Here is an 18,356-nt window from a genome sequence, read left to right as displayed (position 1 = left end):
TTCTTTATTTTTTCATTTTCGGTTCAAAGATCAGAGAAGCAAGATATCCGAAGATCAGAGCTGATGAAATTCCGGCTGCACTCGCCTGAAATCCTCCCAGGAAAATACCGATAAATCCGTTCTCCTCAATTGCTTTTTGCACTCCGCTCCACAGAGTATTTCCAAAACCGAGCAGTGGAACGGTAGCCCCCGCCCCGGCAAATTCCACAAAGGGCGGATAAATATGAAAAAAGCCAAGCACTGCCCCGCTGCACACCAGCAGCACCATAATGCGGCCCGGCATCAGCTTTGTCCGGTCCAGCAGAATCTGGACCAGGGCGCAGATAATGCCGCCGACCCAAAACGCATTGAAATATTCCATATCACACTCACACCTCCTTACGCTGTTTCCAGCACAATCCCATGGGCGATTCCGGGTACGCTGGATCCCTCATTATAGCTTACCGTCGACATCAGCGCCCCTGTAGGGACAAAGAGCACTTTCTTCCATTCACCGCCCGCTATCTTCGGTAAAATATAAGAGGACAACGTCACTGCCGCGCACCCGCATCCGCTTCCTCCGGAATGGGTATCCTGTGTTTTCTGGTCGAAGATTGTCATTCCGCAGTCTATATGATTCTTTTCTATATCCACCCCTTTTTCCCGCATCAGATCTACTAAAATACTTTTTCCTACATACCCCAGATCCCCTGTAACAACCCGGTCATATTCCTCTATGCTTCTTCCGAAATCTTCCAGATTCTGCATAATGGTATCTGCTGCCGCCGGCGCCATACATGCACCCATATTCTGGGAATCTTTCAGTCCGTAATCTACAATTTTCCCCACGGTCACGCCGGTGATCTTTACCGGACTTTTCTTCCTCCCCACCAGGAAGGCAGCGCTTCCTGTTACAGTCCAGTGGGCCGAAAGCGGCCGTTGATTCGCGTAGCTTAAAGGGAAGCGAAATTCTTTTTCCGCAGTCCCGAAATGGCTGGATGTCACAGCCAGCATATATTCCCCGTAACCGGCCGCCACTGCCATAGAGGCAAGCGCCAAGGCTTCCCCTGAAGTAGAGCATGCGCCGAACAGACCAAACATGGGAATCTGAAGCTTTTCCACGCCCATGGATGTGGCAATTCCCTGGCGCAGCAGGTCTCCTCCGTACAGATAGCGGACCTGCTCTGCTGACACATGTGCCTTTCCCAGTGTCAGGATACAGGCTTCACTTTGCATCGTACCTTCTGCCTCTTCCCACGTCTTTGCTCCAAACAGATTATCTCCTACCATGTCAAACAAATTTCCCAGCGGTCCCTCTCCCTCTTTTTTGCCTACAACAGACCCGCTGCTGATCAGATACGGTGTCTCTGTGAAAGAAAGACTCTGAGCTCCTTTTGTTTTCTGGATCATCCCAAGACACCTGCCTTTCCTGCCAGCCAGTAAATAAATCCCAGAAGCCAGCTTGTGAAGATTCCATATAAAATGACCGGCCCGGCAATGGTAAAAATCTTACAGCCGATTCCCATAACCTGTCCTTCTTTTTTATACTCAATAGCCGGTGCCGCCACAGAATTGGCAAATCCGGTGATCGGAACCAGGGCCCCGGCTCCTCCCCATTTTGCAATTTTGGGATAAAGATTCAGTCCTGTTAAAACAGCACTGATCAATACCAGAATAACCGAATTCCAGCTTCCGCTCATATTTTTATCCAATCCGCATTTTTCACAATAATTCAGTATAAATTCACCAATCATACAAATGATCCCGCCTGTAATAAATGCTTTCAGCATATTAAGCGGAAGATTATGGACCGGTGTCTTTTTCTTCACATATTCTTCATAAGCTTTCTTTTCTTTTTCTGTTAAATTGCCCACGTTTGATCCACCCTTCCTCTTTAAAATTTCATTGGCACGGCCTTTTAAAATCCTCCCCAGCGATTCCAGAAAAACAGCAGTCCTCCGACACATTTTCCCACAGCCATCCCCAGAATTGCCCACGGTATACATCTTGAAATCTTAATCCTTCTGATGAATACAGGAAATACATTCAGAACCTCTGCCAGCGCCATTGCCCAGCATCCGGCAAACATGCCTGCCAGGATCCCGAAAAGCGGCAGGATCCATGTTCCTCCCGGAATAGATATCTGAAAAACAAAAAATATATTTCCCAATATGCCTCCTAATGCAGCCGCATCCTCATAAAGCAGAATGTGCTCTCCCGTATGGGTCCTGTCGGCAAAATCTGATAAAATCCCCAGTTCGATAATAAAGGAAAACAGACCGCCTGCCACTGTGATTCCGGCGCTAAGTCCTATGAGGCCCAGAATGACCTGCTGTATGATCTGTTGTCCCCACATCAATTTCCTTCTCCTTTCTGGAATAAGCCTCAATCAGAGTACTCTGTATTTCATTTTCATAAGTTCTCATTTCCACCTCAATGGGAGTCGGATCTGCCGAAAACCGCTTTTTTCCGAAATGATTGAAGAATACAAGGATCCCCATAATCAGACCGATACAGTAAGTAAACTCCAGAACTGTAAATCCGTCGGATACTTTTCCGGTCAGAAGCGTATAAATCTGCCGAAAGAGTTTTGCTGTATCCACATCATTGTTAAAAGCCATAATAGAAAACGCCGTCCCGGCAAATGTTAAAAACACTACTCCGGCTGTCTTGGCGATGTGGACCGCTTTGCTTCCTGATCTTTTATCTGCCAGAGTAATGATGACATCCGGCTCTGCAAGATTCTGTACCTCTGCCTCCGGAAATTCTTTGTGGATCAGCTCGATCACCTTCAAAACAGAGAGAACTGTCCGGCTGACCTTTTTATCCGCAGAATGAAAACGAAAAAGCTTCAGAGTTTTTACTTTAGCAAGGATAACCGGATTGCTGCATTCTACCTGAAAAATATCCCCTAACGTCACATCCGGTTTGGTAACTTCTACATTCCTGTCTGATTTTATATAAATTGTCGCTTTCACCTGAGACACTTTCTGGCACCTCCTGTTCTATCCTCACCAGTGTACCGTCTGTAACCTGTTCGCTGCCTCTGACATCCCGAAAATAATAGATTACTCCTACAGCAACAGCTAATGTCACCACAAAGATAAGGCATACCCTTATTTTTTTCCTGGCTTTCTCCATACGTTTCTCTCCTTTTCGTATAACCTTGATGTTTAGTATGGTTTCAGCCAGTAAAAAATATACATTGGGTATGCCTTTTAAATCTTCTCTCTCATTTCTTCCAGAATCCTTTTTTCCATTCTCGATACCTGGACCTGTGATATGCCGAGTATTTTTCCTACTTCTGTCTGGGTTTTATTTGCAAAATATCTCAAATAAATAAGCTGTCTTTCCTCCGGCCGGAGCTGTTCCAAAAGCTGGCTAAGCAGCATACGGTTTAAAACCGCTTCCTCTCTTTCCTCCTTTTCCTCCAGCTTATCCAAAAGCTGTATCTCGTGGCCGTCCTTCTGATAGATTGTCTTATGAAGCGACTCTATCTCTGCCCCCGCCTCAAGGGCAAGTACAAGTTCTTCTTTATCAACCTGCATCGTCTTTGCAATTTCTCCAAGGGACGGTTCATCCCCGTTTTCACCCTGCAGTTTTTCTCTGCAGCAATGAGCTTTGTAAGCCATCTCTTTGAGCGAGCGGCTTACTTTGATCATACCGTCATCCCGAAGAAATCGTTTGATTTCTCCGGAGATCATAGGAACCGCATAGGTGGAAAATTTCACATCATAGGACAGATCAAATTTGTCTATCGCTTTTAAAAGCCCGATACTTCCGATCTGGAACAGGTCTTCTGCTTCCGCCCCACGGTTATAAAATCGTTTTACCACACACCATATCAGCCCGGTGTTTTCCTCCACAATCTGTGCTTTTGCCTCTTCATCCCCTTGGTGAGATTTCTGAATCAAAGCGATTGTGTGGTCCATAATTCCCTTCCTTTGCCGATTTCCTTTTTCATTTTTACCGTTGTCCCTTTCCCGGGCGCTGATTCCACCTCCAGTTCATCCATAAAAGCCTCCATAAAAGAAAATCCCATTCCGGATCGTTCCAGATCCGGTTTTGTAGTAAACAGCGGCTCCATAGCCTTTTTCACATCAGTGATCCCCACTCCCTGATCCGAAATTTCAAGATAAATTGATTTTCCCTGTATCCACGCCTTAATATGTACTTTATTAAGCGTACTGTTATAGCCATGGATAATGGCATTTGTCACCGCTTCCGACACAGCCGTCTTGACATCAGACACCTCTTCCACTGTAGGGTTGAGCTGAGTCATAAATGCCGCCACTGTGACTCTTGCAAATGCTTCATTGGATGAATGACTGTCGAAACTCACTTCCATTTCATTGTATACTTCCCCGATATGTTCCATTTTATTTTTCCTCCTCATATAGCTGCATGATCTTCATTACTCCTGACATTGTCAGTATTTTCTTCATCCGCTCGCTGGTATGCACTGCCCATACCTCGCCACCCATCATGTATACTTTCTTATAGCGTCCCATAATTACCCCGATTCCGGAACTGTCCATAAAACTGGTGTCTGCAAAGTCAAAGATAATGTAGCGGATGTGTTCTCTGTCAATGAGATGATCCGCCTCCTTTTTAATCTCTTCTGCATTGTGATGATCCACATCGCTGGGCAGAAAAATCGTAAGACAATTTTCCTGTACCTGATACTTCATATCGTATTCCTCCTCAAAAATAGTCTATCTATGACAAAAGGATATGTAACTTTTATTACATATCCTTTTCTTTCGTATCACCACTGTTCTATTGTTCTTCCCCGGTATCTTCTGTCTGTCCCGATGTGTCAATGTCGGGGTAATTCTCTTCCACTTTCTGTTTCCAGGTATTGGCATTTTCCGTATCCCCGGAAGCTTCATAGGCCTGGGCCAGAAGCCACATTGCCTGTCCATCGTCATAGCCTTCGTTCATCTGCATGACTGTACTTAAATTTGTAATGGCATCCGCGTAATTAGCTACCTGGAAGTTTTCCTGCGCCGTACTGTACAGCACCTCACTGTAACGACTGTAAATGTCCCCTGTCATGGTATCAAACTGCTCCCGTCCCAGAGTTCCCAGAGAATCCGCGTTCACTTTTAAAAGCTCTTCCACCATGGCAGAATCACTCATGTCCTGATTCAGATAATGATCGTACATACTAAGAACGATCTCATAACTGTCCAGTGTGGACTTGGCTGTCTGCTGGGCATTTTCTGTCTCCTCACTTGTAGCGCGGTAACTTTCCAGCTCTGTCTGCAGTGCGCTGATCTGCGCCTCCTGTTCTGCAATCTGATCGCTGAACTCCCGCACCTGTTTGTTTGTCCTGTCTGCGGTGGAACGGTTCACTGCCGGCATGATCAAAAACCACATGACCGCAACCCCCACTACAATACCGATGATAATATTGATCACTGTCATCAGTCCGGCATTTTCTTTGACTCCGCTGGACGCCGGCTGAATGATCGTCTCATTGCCGATGTTGTATGTGACAGTCTGAGGTTTTTCTTCCTTCTTTTCTGCCTGCTTTATGGCCCTTTTACGGCGCAGCTCATTCATCTCATGCATATACCGCAGTGTGATGTCGTTTGTAGTATCCAGTTTATGTGCTGCCTTTAAAGTATGCTTTGCTTTTCCATACTGCTGTGTGTGTATATACAAAAGAGACAGCAGCTGATATGCCTTTAGAAAAGTCGGATGGGCATCCACTACTTTTTTCAGCTGAATAATTGCCAGATCTTCCCCATCCTGATAACAGTAATCCAGACTCTGATTAAATTTTCGTATTGCCTGATTTACCTTCTCCAGCTCTGTCGGATTCTCCTGTAATTTTTTTATATAATAATTGGCAATGTTTTCATGAGACTGGAAATTTTTGCTTAAGATCCATTCCACCAGAGCTTCTCCCACTTCGCCCCGGCCATAATAAACCAGTCCCAGCAAATTTCTTGCCGCAATGTTTTCACTATTATACTGAAGGCTCTTCTTCAGAGATCCTATCGCTCCCGACATATCTCTGATACGAGCCCGTTTAAGGCCATCATTATACCAGTAATTGGACTGATATACTAATTTCTTTGTATACTCCATATGATCCCCGTATTCTTCCTATTTGTTCGTCTGTTCAATCATTTCCCGAAGAATGTCTGTCATATCAGTAAGGTCTTCCTGATATACGGCATCTTCAATATCCTCTACTTCTACACTTGGCTGAAATTTCTTCAGCTCTTCTTCATAATTCAGCATTTTCATACCTCCTTTAAGCTGGCAGGTGTCAATTCATTTCCACTTCTTTTTCTTTTATCATCCGGCGTATCTCTCCGATCAGATACAATGACCCGACACAGAACAGCTTTCCGTTTCCCTTTTTAGCGGCAGCTGTAAGAAACGCCTTCTTCACATCCGGACATATACAGACTTCCCGGCTTGTATACCGATGAAAAACTTCTGCCAATTCCCGGGCAGAAACTTTTCTTCCATCTTCTATTTCTGTGATAATATACTGTTTTGCCGGAACTTCCCGGCAAAGGATCTCGATCATTGTCCCGTATTCTTTATCTGCCACAGCAGAAAACAAAATAACTGCTTCCGTTTCCTCCAAAGCTTGCAGCGTATCTGCAAAGACACGGATCGCCCCGGGATTATGGGCTCCGTCCAGAAAAATTCCCGGAAGGATTTCTTCCATTCTCCCTTCCCATGTAACAGACGCCACCGCTTTCTGCCACATTTCGTAATCCTTTTCCCTGTCATCCAGGACACATTCCATTGCCTCCAATGCAAGGGATACATTCATAGGCTGGTAAATTCCGCATCCGTTTATACTCCAAAGGACATCTTTATCATACGCACTGCTTCTTGAAAAAGCAATATGTTTCTTAGTGATTTCCCGGATTTCGTACGCATTTTTCGTAAGTTTTCTACACCTGGCATGAGCCTCAAGCGCACGCTTTATGATTACTTCTGACGCTTCCTCATCTGTGCCGTCGAAAATGATCGGAACTCCTTCTTTTATAATTCCCGCCTTCTCTTTTGCAATTTCCCTGACTGTATTTCCCAGATACTGGGTGTGATCCAGACTGATAGATGTAATGATGGTAAGAATCGGATGCTCCACTGCGTTGGTAGCATCCAGCCGTCCTCCAAGGCCGGTCTCCAGAATAATGTATTCCACATCAGCCTCTTCAAAAGCCAGCATCGCCATTCCAAAAAGAAATTCAAAATAGGAAGGATGGGCAATGCCATCTGCTGCCATCCCATCCACTGTCTTTTTCACCTTCTGAAATATCTCCAGAAATTTTTCGTTTCCTATCTGAATATTATTGATCCGGATCCTCTCATTTATCACGATCAAATGAGGAGAAGTAAAAAAGCCGGTCCTTTTTTTCATTGCGAGAAGAATCGCCTGCATATATGCGCATACGGACCCTTTTCCGTTTGTGCCGGCCACATGAATGACCTTCCGGTCTATACCGGGATTTCCCAGTCTTCTCAAAAATTCTCTTGTATGGGCAAGCTCATGCTTTTCCGTAAATTTAGGAATTTCCGCTATATATGCAGCTGCTTCTTCATATGTCATTTTCCTGTTCCCCTTCCTCCGGTCGCTTCTATCCATGAAACGCCTTTATCTGCACTTCCGGTGCCCGGTCTTTCGATCAGTTTGCCATCCTGGTATTCATATTCACAGGATGTGCGGAAAACAGTATTGCTGGATCCCACCTGGCTGACAGTAATGATATCTCCGTTTTCCAGCGTTGTCTCTGAAAGCTCTATTCTCGTGTTATTTAAAAATTTGCTCTGCTGCCGTTCCCCATTGACATATACTCTGCTGTTCTTTGTAAAATTCTGTCCGTACAGACTGTACCCTTCATCCAGCTTCGGTACAAGATCGGTAAGTTCCACATCTTTAACGCCCATCTGCATATGTCCTTCCGTGATAGGCGGATTGCCGTTATAGACATATTGCTCTCCGTACATAATATCATACTGAAGCAGCTCCAGGTCAGCGAGGTAATTTTTTGTCTGGCGGCGTTCCTGATGATAATTAAAAACTGTTCCTGAATGGATATCCAGTCTTTCCAGAACATCCGCTACGATCTGATAGGAAGGAATATTACGGTCTTCTTTTTCCAGACCGATATTATCCCAGATCACATAATTTGTATTGTACAGGTATCGACTCTTCAGATCCTCTGCCTCCAGCCCCATAGTCGGAAGATGGTCACCATAAAAGACAACAACTGTCGGCTCCCCTCTCTCCTCAATTTTCTGAACCAGTTTGCCGGCAAAGGCATCCATCTCATATACCTGATTTACATAGTATTCCCATTTATTTTTTGTCGCCTCATCCTCGATCCCTTCTACTTTGATCTTCGGATTTTCAATTATTTGCTCTTCCGGATAATCTCCATGGCCCTGAACACTGACACCAAAAACAAAATCCTGCTGCTCTGTCGTGTCCATTGCTTCCAGAATATGATCGATCAGCACATCGTCTTTCGCCCAGCCGTTTTCTGTTGTCTGAAGGATATTCATAAACTCCTTGCTGGTGAAGGAATCGAATCCCATCTGATTATATACCTCTGCACGGCTGTAAAAATTACCTCCGTTATTGTGAAGTGCATGTGTGCCGTAGCCAAGGGCAGAAAGGGCAGACGCCGCACTCTCTGTCGGCTGATATTTTACAATCGTCTTATAAGGATATTCTCCAGGTCCGAAATAACGCATATTCATTCCTGTCAGCACCTCAAATTCCGTGTTGGCTGTCCCTGCTCCCACGGATGGCACCTTGAAATATCCAGACGAATATTCTTTAAACATGGCGTGAAGATTCGGAGAGGCATCCTCAGATGTAGTGAAAAATTCCGCCTCATCTACATCAAAATAAGATTCCAGCTGGATAAAAATGATATTGGGAAGCTCTTCATCCGAGCGGCCTGTCTCACTTTTTGTAAGTTCTCCGTTATTGCTGATTTCCGCAATTGTCTCTTCACTGTATCCGTTAGGTTCGTCAATTCCGGTATTAAACAGACTCGCCATAAAACAGTAGGGAAGACCATAATCTTCATAGGCAAAAGCAATATTTCCAAAATAGTTGGATACAACCCGTTTATCAAGCGCCGCCTGCGAAACAAAAGTATAAAGTCCGAAACAAGCTGCAATACCTATAAGAGCTGCAATACGATGCATTTTGCCTTCATATTGTCCGCCCCGGCGCCACATGGAAACAACCCAGAGAACAACCGCCACAATACCTATGACAAGCACGATCAGCTCGATGGGGTCAAAATAATTATTGATAAGAGACACTGCATCTCCTGCTACTTTCAGATCCTGGGCGTTAAAGGGCGTTACCCTCTTGATCAGCATATAGCCGTTGGCGACTCCCAGCACAAGCCAGAGTACGCTGATGATGATTCTGGCAAAGACCCTTCTTCGCACCAGATAGACCACAGTGAAGGTCATAAAGATCATAAAGGCATTGTAAAGAAATACCAGCGGCGATCCCACCATATAATCCCAGGCCTCAAAGACAGAATGCCTTGAAATGGCCTCTATGATGAAATTGATCACACACGCCCAAAAGGCATGAAGCAACAATGAAATTCTGTTCATAAAAGCATAGATTGGCTGCATCTTCCGGGCAAAAGGGCCGTTCCGCCGCTCTTCCAGTATCCGCTCCCGGCGTTCTTTCTTCTTCCGGTGCCATTCCTTTATATCTTCCTTTTTTAAATGTCTCAATTTCGAAAAAGTGCCTTTGATATCCGGCTTTTTCAAATGAATTTTTTTCATTGTCATCCCTTGCCTTTTTTATAATATATCTGGTCCTTTTGTAAAACTGTTAGGACATTTTAGCCTTTAAACCTGTAAGTCTTTCCTGCACCTGCGCCATCATCTGCTCATATTTCTCCAGTTTGTCCCGCTCTTCCTGCACCTTTGCCTCCGGCGCTTTGCTGACAAATTTTTCATTATTCAGCATACCGTTGGAACGGGCAATCTCCTTTTTAAGGCGCTCTTCTTCTTTTGTAAGACGCTCCAGCTCCTGTTCAAAATCAATCATATCTTCAAGAGGAAGGTATGCTGTTGCATCCGGAATCACTACAGACATAGCGTCCTCTGCAATTCCGTCTTTGTCCTTCTGTACAATAAATTCACTTGCATTTGCCAGACGAAGCACTGCATCTTTTAAAAGTTCAAAGCCTTCCCGCAGCTTCTGATCTTCACTGACAACATAGATCTTGATCTTCCTTCCGGCCGGCACATTCATTTCCGCACGAACGTTACGCACACCGGTTGCCAGTCTCTTGAGATGTTCCACAATATTTTCTGCCTGCGGGAAATCCCAGTCTTCTCTGTATTCCGGCCATTTGGACATCATAAGAGATTCTTCTTCCGGAATCAGTTTGCTGTAAATTTCTTCTGTCACAAAAGGCATGAACGGATGCAGAAGCTTCAACGCATTTTTCAGCACCTCGCGAAGCACCCAGAGAGCAGCCCCTGCAGACTTCGGATTCTCCTTGGCATCGTACATTCTCTGTTTTACAAATTCAATGTACCAGTCGCAAAATTCATCCCAGATAAAATCATAGACTTTCTGAAGTGCGATCCCAAGCTCGAATTTGTCCATATTCTCTGTCACATCATGGATCAGCTTGTTGCATTTTGACATGATCCAGCAATCGGCCGGCATCAGACTTTCCTGATCTGGCTTTTGAATCTCTTTCCCTTCCATATTCATAAGAATGAATCTGGATGCATTCCATACTTTATTGGCAAAATTACGGCTTGCCTCTACTCTCTCATTGTAAAAACGCATGTCGTTTCCAGGCGCGTTTCCTGTTACCAGAGTCATACGGAGAGCATCAGCTCCATACTGATCGATAATTTCCAGCGGATCGATACCGTTTCCTAAAGATTTACTCATCTTACGTCCCTGGGAATCCCGTACCAAGCCATGAATAAATACAGTATGGAACGGAGATTTTCCGGTATGGGCATATCCGGAAAATACCATGCGGATCACCCAGAAGAAAATGATATCATATCCCGTTACCAGCACATCTGTAGGATAGAAATAATCAAGATCCTCGTTCTTTTCGGGCCACCCCAGTGTAGAGAAGGGCCACAGCGCAGAGCTGAACCAGGTATCCAGTGTATCCTCATCCTGAGTAAAGTGAGTGCATCCGCACTTCGGACATTTATCCGGCATTCCTCTTGATACGACTACTTCGCCGCACTCGTCGCAGTAGTACGCCGGAATCCTGTGTCCCCACCAGATCTGCCGGGAAATACACCAGTCGCGGATATTCTCCAGCCAGTGAAGATAAATCTTGTCAAACCGCTCCGGCACAAATTTCAGATCTCCGTTTTTTACTGCCTCGATGGCCGGTTTTGCAAGTTCATCCATCTTAACAAACCACTGCTGCTTGATAAGCGGCTCTACCGTTGTATGACAGCGGTCATGAGTTCCGACATTGTGAGAATGAGGCTCTACTTTTACAAGATATCCCTGCTCCTCCAGGTCTTTCACCATAGCCTTTCTTGCTTCATACCGATCCATTCCGGCATATTTTCCGCCGTACTGCTCATTGATGGTGGCGTCATCATTCATAATGTTGATCTCCGGCAGATTATGGCGCTTTCCAACTTCAAAGTCGTTAGGGTCATGGGCCGGCGTGATCTTCACTGCACCTGTACCGAACTCCCGGTCTACATAGGAATCCGCAACAATCGGGATTTCCCGGTCTGTCAGCGGCAGGAGACATTTCTTTCCTACAATATCTTTGTAACGGTCGTCATCCGGATGTACAGCGATAGCAGTATCTCCCAGCATTGTCTCCGGACGTGTGGTTGCAATTTCCAGATAATCATCTGTGCCGATGATCGGATATTTGATATGCCAGAAATGTCCGTCCTGTTCCTCATGCTCTACTTCCGCATCAGAAAGAGAAGTTTTACATACCGGACACCAGTTAATGATCCTGGATCCTTTATAGATATAGCCTTTCTCATACAGGCTGATAAATACTTCCTCTACTGCTTTGGAACATCCTTCATCCATGGTAAAACGCTCTCTGTCCCAGTCGCAGGATACGCCCAGTTTCTTCAACTGCCCTTCGATCGTTCCTGCATATTCTTCTTTCCACTGCCAGGTTCTCTCCAGGAATTTTTCTCTTCCCAGCTCTTTTTTGTCAATTCCCTCTTCCTTCAGCTGATTCGTAACCTTCACCTCGGTAGAAATTGCTGCATGGTCCGTTCCCGGGATCCAGAGGGTATTATATCCCTGCATTCTCTTATAGCGGATCAGGATATCCTGCAGTGTATTGTCCAGCGCGTGCCCCATATGAAGCTTTCCGGTTATATTCGGAGGGGGCATTACGGTTGTAAACGGTTTTCTGCTTCTGTCTACTTCTGCATGAAAATATTTGTTCTCACACCATTTGTCATAAAGTTTTGGTTCAATCTCTTTTGGATTGTAGGTTTTTTCCAGATTCTGGCTCATGTGTTTCCTCCTCATAATGTGGTCTGTGCAAATTTCAGATACTACAGACTGTCTGTTTCAGTTCCATGAGAGGCCGGCTTACTTAGCCTGTGTCTTACAATCAGAGTTTCCTATTGAATAAAAAATCACCCCTCACTTACAGCAAAGGGCGAATCATTCTCCGCGGTACCACCTTCATTTATTATACAGAAAACTTTATGCTTCTGCATTTCTCATCATGTTCTTTAACGGGAACGACTTCGTGACAGCTTACTTCTCTCATATAATCTGATCTCCTATCGGTTCAGCTGTCCGGCTCCAAAGCTACCTTCCACAGTTCCTCTTCCAAACTGTCTTTCAGCCTGAGGACAGTTCTCTCTTTTCGGACGGCTTCTCCTGTGTACTCCTCTTCTTCACAGCCTTTCTCTTCATAAGCTATTGATAATCATAGCCAGCCAGGCCTTTTTTGTCAAGATATTCACCGAATTTTCACAAACTCTTAAGAACTTCAGAAAGAAGCAGTTCTCTTTATCCGTTTTTATCGAAATAATTTCTGATAAATATGCAAATCCTCATCTTTAAACACGTTAAATATTACTCTTTTCATACCAGAGCCGGATAAATATTTATCAACTGTCTCTACTGCGATCTGCGCCGCCAATTTATTTGGAAAATGGAACTCTCCGGTAGAAATACAGCAAAACGCGATCGAATCAAGATGATTTTTTTCGGCAGTCCGAAGGCAGCTAAGATAGCAGGATTTCAGCTCTTCTTCCTGCTGTTTTGTCACTTTCACCCCAACGATCGGTCCTACCGTATGGATCACATGCTTTGCCGGAAGATTGTATCCCAAAGTGATCTTCGCTTTTCCGGTGGGCTCATCGTGTCCCTGCTCTTCCATCAGCCTGGCGCATTCATTTCTAAGCTGAATACCTGCTGCCGAGTGAATAGCATTGTCAATACAGCCATGGCAGGGCACAAAACATCCCAGCAGCTGTGAATTTGCCGCATTGACTATGGCGTCCGCCGCAAGCCTTGTAATATCTCCCTGCCAAAGGGAAATACGGTCCCCGTTTTTTACGCTGCTGCAGGGGTATAGCTTTGCAATAACAGGAATCTCTTCTATATAAATAATACCCTTTTCCTGAAGCTCCTCCTGAAGCAGTTCATCCTGGATCTTCAGAACTTCTTCATCCGCTTCCTTCGGCCACCGGACATTCATCAGACTTCTTAGCAGCCTTCGTTTTCCCCTCTCATCTACGGGTTCACCGACTGCATGATATCCTGGATTTTCTTTGATGAGCTGTTGGATGAGCCATGATACTTTTTCTGAATGTGTCATTCTTCTTCCTGTCCTTTCTTTTCCTACTACATAAAATCAAACAATGACAGCTGATTGTCGCGGCTGGATCTCATTTCCCGGTCTGTGATCGTTTCATCTCCCCGGAGATTCCCTATTAAAATGGGAGATTCCGGATCATGTTCCTTCTTTTTATTTTTCGCACTGAAAAGACTGGCCGTCGCATAACAGTATCTGCATCCATGGACGCAGGTATCATACATGCCTATATCAATACTTTCACAACATCCGCACTCCGGCCGCTGACCCTTGTCCTTCTTTAAGTCCAGCTTATATCCTGCAACTTCCTCCGCTTTCTTCCGGTCAATGCAGGCGGCATGCCTGATTCCTAATGATTCCAGATTCATCTTTTCAGCACAGGTATATAATGGCAGATTGTATTTCGCCGCTATTTTTGCAAGTCCCTGCGCCACTTCTATTTTCTCTTCCTCCTCCATTTCCTGAAAAGGACATCCCTTATATGAATCCACAAAACTGAAAATACAGCGCGTAGTATATTTGTGAAGCCATTCACAGAGCATATCAAACTTTTCAATATGATAGGATAGCGAATATTTCTCTGTCAGGAGAATAGGATCAAAGCGGAAATCCACGCGCTTTTTCCCCAGCCTTTCACTTAACAGAATAAAGGTGGCAATGGAGTCCTCTGTCGTCGGCAGTCCCGGTTCAATCTCCTTTTCATAATCCGTCACTGTCATTTCAAAGTAATAGGAATATCCCAGCTGATCGATCATCCGCAGATACGGCAGCATAGGTTCCGGATTTTTGGTCCAGAACACAAAGCAGTCCACTGTCTGCGGAGACAGACGAATACGGCTTACTTTTTTTCTGTTATAAGGACTTGGCACCAGAATTTCTTCCGCCAGCAAACGGTTCATAAACCACTGCGGATACAGCGCCGGAATATCTGTCCTTCTGCTTGCACTGATAATCATATGTCCTCTCACTTTCTGCCGATAAAAGTAAACAAACCACTAAAAAGTACATAATTTATATAAATTATATCACATCCCTTTTCCCCCGACCAACAAAAGTTTGCATATCCTTTTTTCCTGCGCTATGATAGGTTTAGTAAAGAAAGAGAGGAGACTGTATGAAAAAATTACTTCTTGTATCCCTGTTTCAAAACGTCACTCATATTCTAAAAAAGGCAGAGCCAAAGCTAAAGGGAAAGACCATTGCCTATATCCCCACCGCCGCTCTTGTCGAAAACAGCGGCGATATGATCCAGGCTGAAATGCTTACTTTGTCCAATATGGGGCTGATCCCTGTCAAGCTGGAAATTTCTTCTGCTCCCTATGAAGTGATCGACCGCACTCTGTCTGAAAGTGACTTTCTGTTTGTCTCCGGCGGAAATACCTTCTTCCTTTTGCAGGAAATGAAAAGGACCGGAACAGACAAACTCCTGATCCGTGAAGTGGAAAAGGGAAAGCTGTATATCGGAGAGTCCGCCGGCGCTATTATCACCTCGCCGGATATCGGCTATTCCGCCGCCATGGATGCACCTGAAGCAGCTCCCCGGTTAACGGATCATTCCGGCCTTGGCCTTGTTCCTTTCTATGTGGTTCCCCACTACAAAGGTTCCTTTCTTGGAAAGGAAGCACAGAACATCGAAGAAGAGTTCTCTCACTCTTTAAACTTAAAACTTCTCACTGACCATCAGGCTTTGCTGATAGAAGGTGAGCGTGAAACACTCTTCTGATTTCTGCCTGGTATTCTTAATGAACTTAACTGATCTGCTGCGGAAGCTTTGCCTGCATTTCTTCTCCCGGGCGAAGCTCTCCGCCTTTTATCACTTCTGCAAACACTCCCTGGGTAGGCATGATACATTCACCCATTCTCTGATAAATAGCGCAATGGGAATGGCATTCCTTTCCAATCTGAGTGATCTTCAATTCCACCGGGCCACAGTAGAGCATAGTTCCTACCGGAAGCGCCGCAAAATCCAGCCCTTCTACTACAAGATTTTCTCCAAAAGCTCCGTCCTCTACTCCCGCTCCTCTTTGATTAAACTCTTTTACCCGGTCATAGGACAAAAGGCTCACCTGGCGGTGCCACTTTCCTGCATGGGCATCCCCTTCTATTCCAAAATCTTTTATAAAGCGGGCAGATGAGACTGCCTTTTTTTCCACGCCGCGTACCGTACTGATACAGATTGCCTTTACTGTTCCCTTCAATTGTTCCATTGTCTGTTATCCTCCTATTGATGACATGGGATTTTCTTCTGTCATATCTGACGGTTTCTCAAAGCAATGAGCACACGCCTTTTCCCACACCGCATTTCTGATTGCTTCTTCTATGTTTTCTTCCCTGCACGCCGCCTCATCCAAAGAGCGCAGAATATGTTTCAGATCTATTCCGTCTTCATAGCAAAGACAGGTTTTCAAATATCCCTGTGCCGTCAGCCTCACCCTGTTGCAATCCTGGCAAAACTTCCCGTGAATGGCACTGATAAATCCGATATCTCCAAGAAATCCGGGAATATGATAATATCTGGCCGGGCCGCATCCGTGAACCCCGGGGCTTTCCTCCATATCGGGATACCGTTTCTTCATCTGCTCCAGCAGCTCCTTATGACTCATGGACTGGATACTCTTTCCAAGGCCGATGGGCATCATTTCTATGAAACGTACATCCACCGGCATCTCTTTTGCAAGCTTTGTCATCCCGATCCATCCGGCGCTCTGATCCGGTTTTGGAAATCCGCCTTCTTCCGCCATTTTCTCCCAATCCAAAGAAACTGCATTTATCTTAACTTTCACCCCGATATGCAGCGCTTTCTCCACCGCCTGAAGCACCGTTTTTATCTCTCCGCCGCCGGTGATCATGCGAAAAAGCTCTCTGTCCCTTGTGTCCATGCTGATATTGATTCCGTCCACTCCGGCTTCTTTCAAAGCCTCCAGATGTTCGGCAAGAAGGATCCCGTTTGTTGTCAGCGTCACAGTCTCAATACCGGGAACTTCCTTAAGACGTCTGATAAGTCCGGCACAGCCTTTTCTTACGAGGGGTTCGCCGCCTGTCACTTTAATGTGCCGGATTCCCAGCCTGGCCGCACACTGAACAACCATTATAATTTCTTCATAAGTGAGGATTTCAGCCATGGAAACCGTCTTAATTCCTTCCGGCATACAGTACCGGCAGCGCAGATTGCATCTGTCCGTAATAGATATCCTCAAATAATTGATCTCTCTGCCATATTGATCCTGCATATTTCATCCTCCCTTCCTCTGAAAATTTGCCATCCTGCCTAACGACATTCTATCACATAATTTTCATTTTTCCAGAATCCCGGCACATTTTTCTTTCCTCCCTTGCAGAAAGAAAACAAAGCCTATATAATAGCAGCGTCAGTGTACACCGGTACCGTTTTTATTGATAAGGAGATTTGATCCATGATTTTAAGAGAATATCAGCCTTCTGATTTAAAAGAAATTTTAGAATTGTTTTATCATACCGTTCACTCTGTAAATGCCAAAGACTATACTCCGCAGCAGCTGGATGCCTGGACAGGCGGCACTGCTTCTTTCGAAGCCTGGAATACTTCTCTTTTGGAGCATAAAACATTTGTGGCTGCTGAAGGCGGTACCATTATCGGATTCGGAGACATAGATAAAAAGGGGTACCTGGACAGACTGTATATCCACAAAGATTTCCAGCGCCGTGGCATTGCCTCCACTATCTGTGATGCTCTGGAATCTGCCGTCCAGGTACCCCTTATTACGACCCACGCTTCCATCACCGCCCGTCCTTTTTTTGAAAAACGTGGTTACCGCGTGGTAAAGGAGCAGACGGTGATGCGCATGGGTGTTTCACTTACAAATTATCTTATGGAGAAAGACTTCGGCGATTGATCCGGTAAACAGCAAGTCCCAGAGGTACCGTCAGGGCAAGCACCGGATAAAACATCTGAATGCTCACTTTTCCATACAGCACTCCTCCAAGCATAGGCCCAAGAGACATTCCCAGATCCAGTCCAATATAATACGTACTGTTTGCCAGCCCTCTTTTTCCTTCTCCGGCAAGAAGAATGGCCTTTGACTGACAGGCTGAACACATCATCCCATAACCGCCCGCCATAAAAGCCGCCGCCATCGCCAGTGCGTTCATAGCGCCGTAAATTCCCATTCCGGAACCAATCTTTTCTTTCGGGAGCAGCGTGTACATCCAGGTGGAAATACAGACAGAGCAAAGGGAAAAACCTATTCCATTTACAATTCTGGCTGCCACAATAAAAAGAGGCGACTGTGCGGCTGCGTATCCCACACTGGCCGCTGTCATTAATACTGCACCAATAAAAGACAGCTTATATTTACTGATTTTATCAGTAAGATTTCCAACAAAAGGGCGGCAAAAAAGGGAACAAATATTCATGAGTCCTCCGATCACTCCCATCAAGGCCGCACTTGCGCCCAAATTTTCCGAAAATCCTGTAATAAGAGGCGTCACAAGCATAGGACTTGCAAAATAAAAAAATCCCGAAATCAAAATCAGGATTCTGTCTCTCGTAACTATGTTCTGTTTCAAAAAAAT

The 18,356-nt window shown here is 45.1% G+C and carries 20 protein-coding genes and 1 other annotated feature; of the genes, 2 read left to right on the top strand and 18 right to left on the bottom strand.

Going from position 1 to position 18,356, the window contains the following annotated elements:
• Window positions 1-4: 4 nt before the first annotated feature.
• The 15 genes from spoVAE to R2J37_RS04640 all read right to left on the bottom strand — a co-directional run bounded on the left by spoVAE (window position 5) and on the right by R2J37_RS04640 (window position 14,761).
• Window positions 5-361, bottom strand: coding sequence for a stage V sporulation protein AE (spoVAE, locus tag R2J37_RS04710; RefSeq protein WP_230106866.1), 357 nt, complete (start codon window positions 359-361; stop codon window positions 5-7).
• A 17-nt stretch (window positions 362-378) separates the two neighbouring features.
• Complete coding sequence (locus tag R2J37_RS04705; RefSeq protein WP_276535489.1) at window positions 379-1,389, bottom strand: stage V sporulation protein AD; 1,011 nt, start codon at window positions 1,387-1,389, stop codon at window positions 379-381.
• Window positions 1,386-1,853 (bottom strand): SpoVA/SpoVAEb family sporulation membrane protein, encoded by a 468-nt coding sequence (locus tag R2J37_RS04700; RefSeq protein WP_230106867.1) that lies wholly within the window; start codon window positions 1,851-1,853, stop codon window positions 1,386-1,388. The genes R2J37_RS04705 and R2J37_RS04700 overlap by 4 nt, the downstream gene beginning before the upstream one ends.
• A 44-nt stretch (window positions 1,854-1,897) precedes the next feature.
• Window positions 1,898-2,335: a stage V sporulation protein AB gene (locus R2J37_RS04695; RefSeq protein WP_230106868.1), complete on the bottom strand. Its 438-nt coding sequence runs from the start codon at window positions 2,333-2,335 to the stop codon at window positions 1,898-1,900.
• Window positions 2,283-2,966, bottom strand: a complete 684-nt coding sequence (locus R2J37_RS04690; protein ID WP_316266315.1) for a stage V sporulation protein AA — start codon at window positions 2,964-2,966, stop codon at window positions 2,283-2,285. Before R2J37_RS04690 ends, R2J37_RS04695 begins: the two co-directional genes overlap by 53 nt.
• Before the next feature lie 231 nt (window positions 2,967-3,197).
• Entirely contained in the window at window positions 3,198-3,911 is a 714-nt protein-coding gene (sigF, locus tag R2J37_RS04685; RefSeq protein ID WP_230106870.1) for an RNA polymerase sporulation sigma factor SigF, read from the bottom strand.
• Window positions 3,890-4,357, bottom strand: a complete 468-nt coding sequence (gene spoIIAB, locus R2J37_RS04680; RefSeq protein WP_230106871.1) for an anti-sigma F factor — start codon at window positions 4,355-4,357, stop codon at window positions 3,890-3,892. Before spoIIAB ends, sigF begins: the two co-directional genes overlap by 22 nt.
• 1 nt (window position 4,358) lies before the next feature.
• Window positions 4,359-4,670 (bottom strand): STAS domain-containing protein, encoded by a 312-nt coding sequence (locus R2J37_RS04675; RefSeq protein ID WP_230106872.1) that lies wholly within the window; start codon window positions 4,668-4,670, stop codon window positions 4,359-4,361.
• 88 nt (window positions 4,671-4,758) lie between these two features.
• On the bottom strand, window positions 4,759-6,078 hold the full coding sequence (locus R2J37_RS04670) for a tetratricopeptide repeat protein (protein WP_230106873.1): 1,320 nt from the start codon (window positions 6,076-6,078) through the stop codon (window positions 4,759-4,761).
• Between the two features lie 18 nt (window positions 6,079-6,096).
• Window positions 6,097-6,234: a hypothetical protein gene (locus tag R2J37_RS04665; protein WP_230106874.1), complete on the bottom strand. Its 138-nt coding sequence runs from the start codon at window positions 6,232-6,234 to the stop codon at window positions 6,097-6,099.
• 28 nt (window positions 6,235-6,262) lie between these two features.
• Window positions 6,263-7,564, bottom strand: coding sequence for a bifunctional folylpolyglutamate synthase/dihydrofolate synthase (locus R2J37_RS04660; RefSeq protein ID WP_316266314.1), 1,302 nt, complete (start codon window positions 7,562-7,564; stop codon window positions 6,263-6,265).
• Window positions 7,561-9,777, bottom strand: a complete 2,217-nt coding sequence (locus R2J37_RS04655; RefSeq protein WP_230107543.1) for an LTA synthase family protein — start codon at window positions 9,775-9,777, stop codon at window positions 7,561-7,563. The genes R2J37_RS04660 and R2J37_RS04655 overlap by 4 nt, the downstream gene beginning before the upstream one ends.
• 49 nt (window positions 9,778-9,826) lie before the next feature.
• Entirely contained in the window at window positions 9,827-12,487 is a 2,661-nt protein-coding gene (locus R2J37_RS04650) for a valine--tRNA ligase (protein WP_230106876.1), read from the bottom strand.
• A 141-nt stretch (window positions 12,488-12,628) separates the two neighbouring features.
• Window positions 12,629-12,892 (bottom strand) — a binding site (T-box leader).
• Between the two features lie 112 nt (window positions 12,893-13,004).
• Window positions 13,005-13,808, bottom strand: coding sequence for a protein-ADP-ribose hydrolase (locus R2J37_RS04645; RefSeq protein WP_230106877.1), 804 nt, complete (start codon window positions 13,806-13,808; stop codon window positions 13,005-13,007).
• 26 nt (window positions 13,809-13,834) lie between these two features.
• Entirely contained in the window at window positions 13,835-14,761 is a 927-nt protein-coding gene (locus R2J37_RS04640) for a DUF1848 domain-containing protein (protein ID WP_256193339.1), read from the bottom strand.
• 158 nt (window positions 14,762-14,919) lie between these two features.
• Here R2J37_RS04640 and R2J37_RS04635 point away from each other — a divergent pair, with 158 nt between their 5' ends.
• Window positions 14,920-15,528: a Type 1 glutamine amidotransferase-like domain-containing protein gene (locus R2J37_RS04635; RefSeq protein WP_316266313.1), complete on the top strand. Its 609-nt coding sequence runs from the start codon at window positions 14,920-14,922 to the stop codon at window positions 15,526-15,528.
• A gap of 25 nt (window positions 15,529-15,553) precedes the next feature.
• Here the strand turns inward: R2J37_RS04635 and R2J37_RS04630 are convergent, their stop codons facing one another.
• Complete coding sequence (locus tag R2J37_RS04630) at window positions 15,554-16,012, bottom strand: MOSC domain-containing protein (protein WP_230106880.1); 459 nt, start codon at window positions 16,010-16,012, stop codon at window positions 15,554-15,556.
• Between the two features lie 6 nt (window positions 16,013-16,018).
• Complete coding sequence (moaA, locus tag R2J37_RS04625; RefSeq protein ID WP_316266312.1) at window positions 16,019-17,035, bottom strand: GTP 3',8-cyclase MoaA; 1,017 nt, start codon at window positions 17,033-17,035, stop codon at window positions 16,019-16,021.
• A 183-nt stretch (window positions 17,036-17,218) separates the two neighbouring features.
• On the opposite strand from moaA, the gene R2J37_RS04620 reads away from it, so the two are divergent.
• Window positions 17,219-17,677: a GNAT family N-acetyltransferase gene (locus R2J37_RS04620; RefSeq protein ID WP_316266311.1), complete on the top strand. Its 459-nt coding sequence runs from the start codon at window positions 17,219-17,221 to the stop codon at window positions 17,675-17,677.
• Here R2J37_RS04620 and R2J37_RS04615 read toward each other — a convergent pair.
• Window positions 17,652-18,350: an MFS transporter gene (locus R2J37_RS04615; RefSeq protein ID WP_316266310.1), complete on the bottom strand. Its 699-nt coding sequence runs from the start codon at window positions 18,348-18,350 to the stop codon at window positions 17,652-17,654. The two genes, R2J37_RS04620 and R2J37_RS04615, sit on opposite strands and share 26 nt — an antisense overlap.
• Window positions 18,351-18,356 lie beyond the last annotated feature (6 nt).

It is taken from the genome of Claveliimonas bilis (assembly GCF_030296775.1).
GTDB lineage: Bacteria > Bacillota > Clostridia > Lachnospirales > Lachnospiraceae > Claveliimonas > Claveliimonas bilis.
The sequence above is the reverse complement of the archived record's forward strand: the minus strand, read 5'-3'. Positions and strand labels throughout refer to the sequence as shown.

Excerpts from the sequence above, each read along its gene's own strand:
- sigF (WP_230106870.1), bottom strand. The coding sequence starts at position 3,911 with ATGGACCACACAATCGCTTTGATTCAGAAATCTCACCAAGGGGATGAA.
- R2J37_RS04645 (WP_230106877.1), bottom strand. The coding sequence starts at position 13,808 with ATGACACATTCAGAAAAAGTATCATGGCTCATCCAACAGCTCATCAAA.
- spoVAE (WP_230106866.1), bottom strand. The coding sequence starts at position 361 with ATGGAATATTTCAATGCGTTTTGGGTCGGCGGCATTATCTGCGCCCTG.
- R2J37_RS04635 (WP_316266313.1), top strand. The coding sequence starts at position 14,920 with ATGAAAAAATTACTTCTTGTATCCCTGTTTCAAAACGTCACTCATATT.
- R2J37_RS04665 (WP_230106874.1), bottom strand. The coding sequence starts at position 6,234 with ATGCTGAATTATGAAGAAGAGCTGAAGAAATTTCAGCCAAGTGTAGAA.
- R2J37_RS04640 (WP_256193339.1), bottom strand. The coding sequence starts at position 14,761 with ATGATTATCAGTGCAAGCAGAAGGACAGATATTCCGGCGCTGTATCCG.
- R2J37_RS04705 (WP_276535489.1), bottom strand. The coding sequence starts at position 1,389 with ATGATCCAGAAAACAAAAGGAGCTCAGAGTCTTTCTTTCACAGAGACA.
- R2J37_RS04670 (WP_230106873.1), bottom strand. The coding sequence starts at position 6,078 with ATGGAGTATACAAAGAAATTAGTATATCAGTCCAATTACTGGTATAAT.
- moaA (WP_316266312.1), bottom strand. The coding sequence starts at position 17,035 with ATGCAGGATCAATATGGCAGAGAGATCAATTATTTGAGGATATCTATT.
- spoIIAB (WP_230106871.1), bottom strand. The coding sequence starts at position 4,357 with ATGGAACATATCGGGGAAGTATACAATGAAATGGAAGTGAGTTTCGAC.
- R2J37_RS04675 (WP_230106872.1), bottom strand. The coding sequence starts at position 4,670 with ATGAAGTATCAGGTACAGGAAAATTGTCTTACGATTTTTCTGCCCAGC.
- R2J37_RS04695 (WP_230106868.1), bottom strand. The coding sequence starts at position 2,335 with ATGTGGGGACAACAGATCATACAGCAGGTCATTCTGGGCCTCATAGGA.
- R2J37_RS04655 (WP_230107543.1), bottom strand. The coding sequence starts at position 9,777 with ATGAAAAAAATTCATTTGAAAAAGCCGGATATCAAAGGCACTTTTTCG.
- R2J37_RS04620 (WP_316266311.1), top strand. The coding sequence starts at position 17,219 with ATGATTTTAAGAGAATATCAGCCTTCTGATTTAAAAGAAATTTTAGAA.
- R2J37_RS04650 (WP_230106876.1), bottom strand. The coding sequence starts at position 12,487 with ATGAGCCAGAATCTGGAAAAAACCTACAATCCAAAAGAGATTGAACCA.
- R2J37_RS04630 (WP_230106880.1), bottom strand. The coding sequence starts at position 16,012 with ATGGAACAATTGAAGGGAACAGTAAAGGCAATCTGTATCAGTACGGTA.
- R2J37_RS04660 (WP_316266314.1), bottom strand. The coding sequence starts at position 7,564 with ATGACATATGAAGAAGCAGCTGCATATATAGCGGAAATTCCTAAATTT.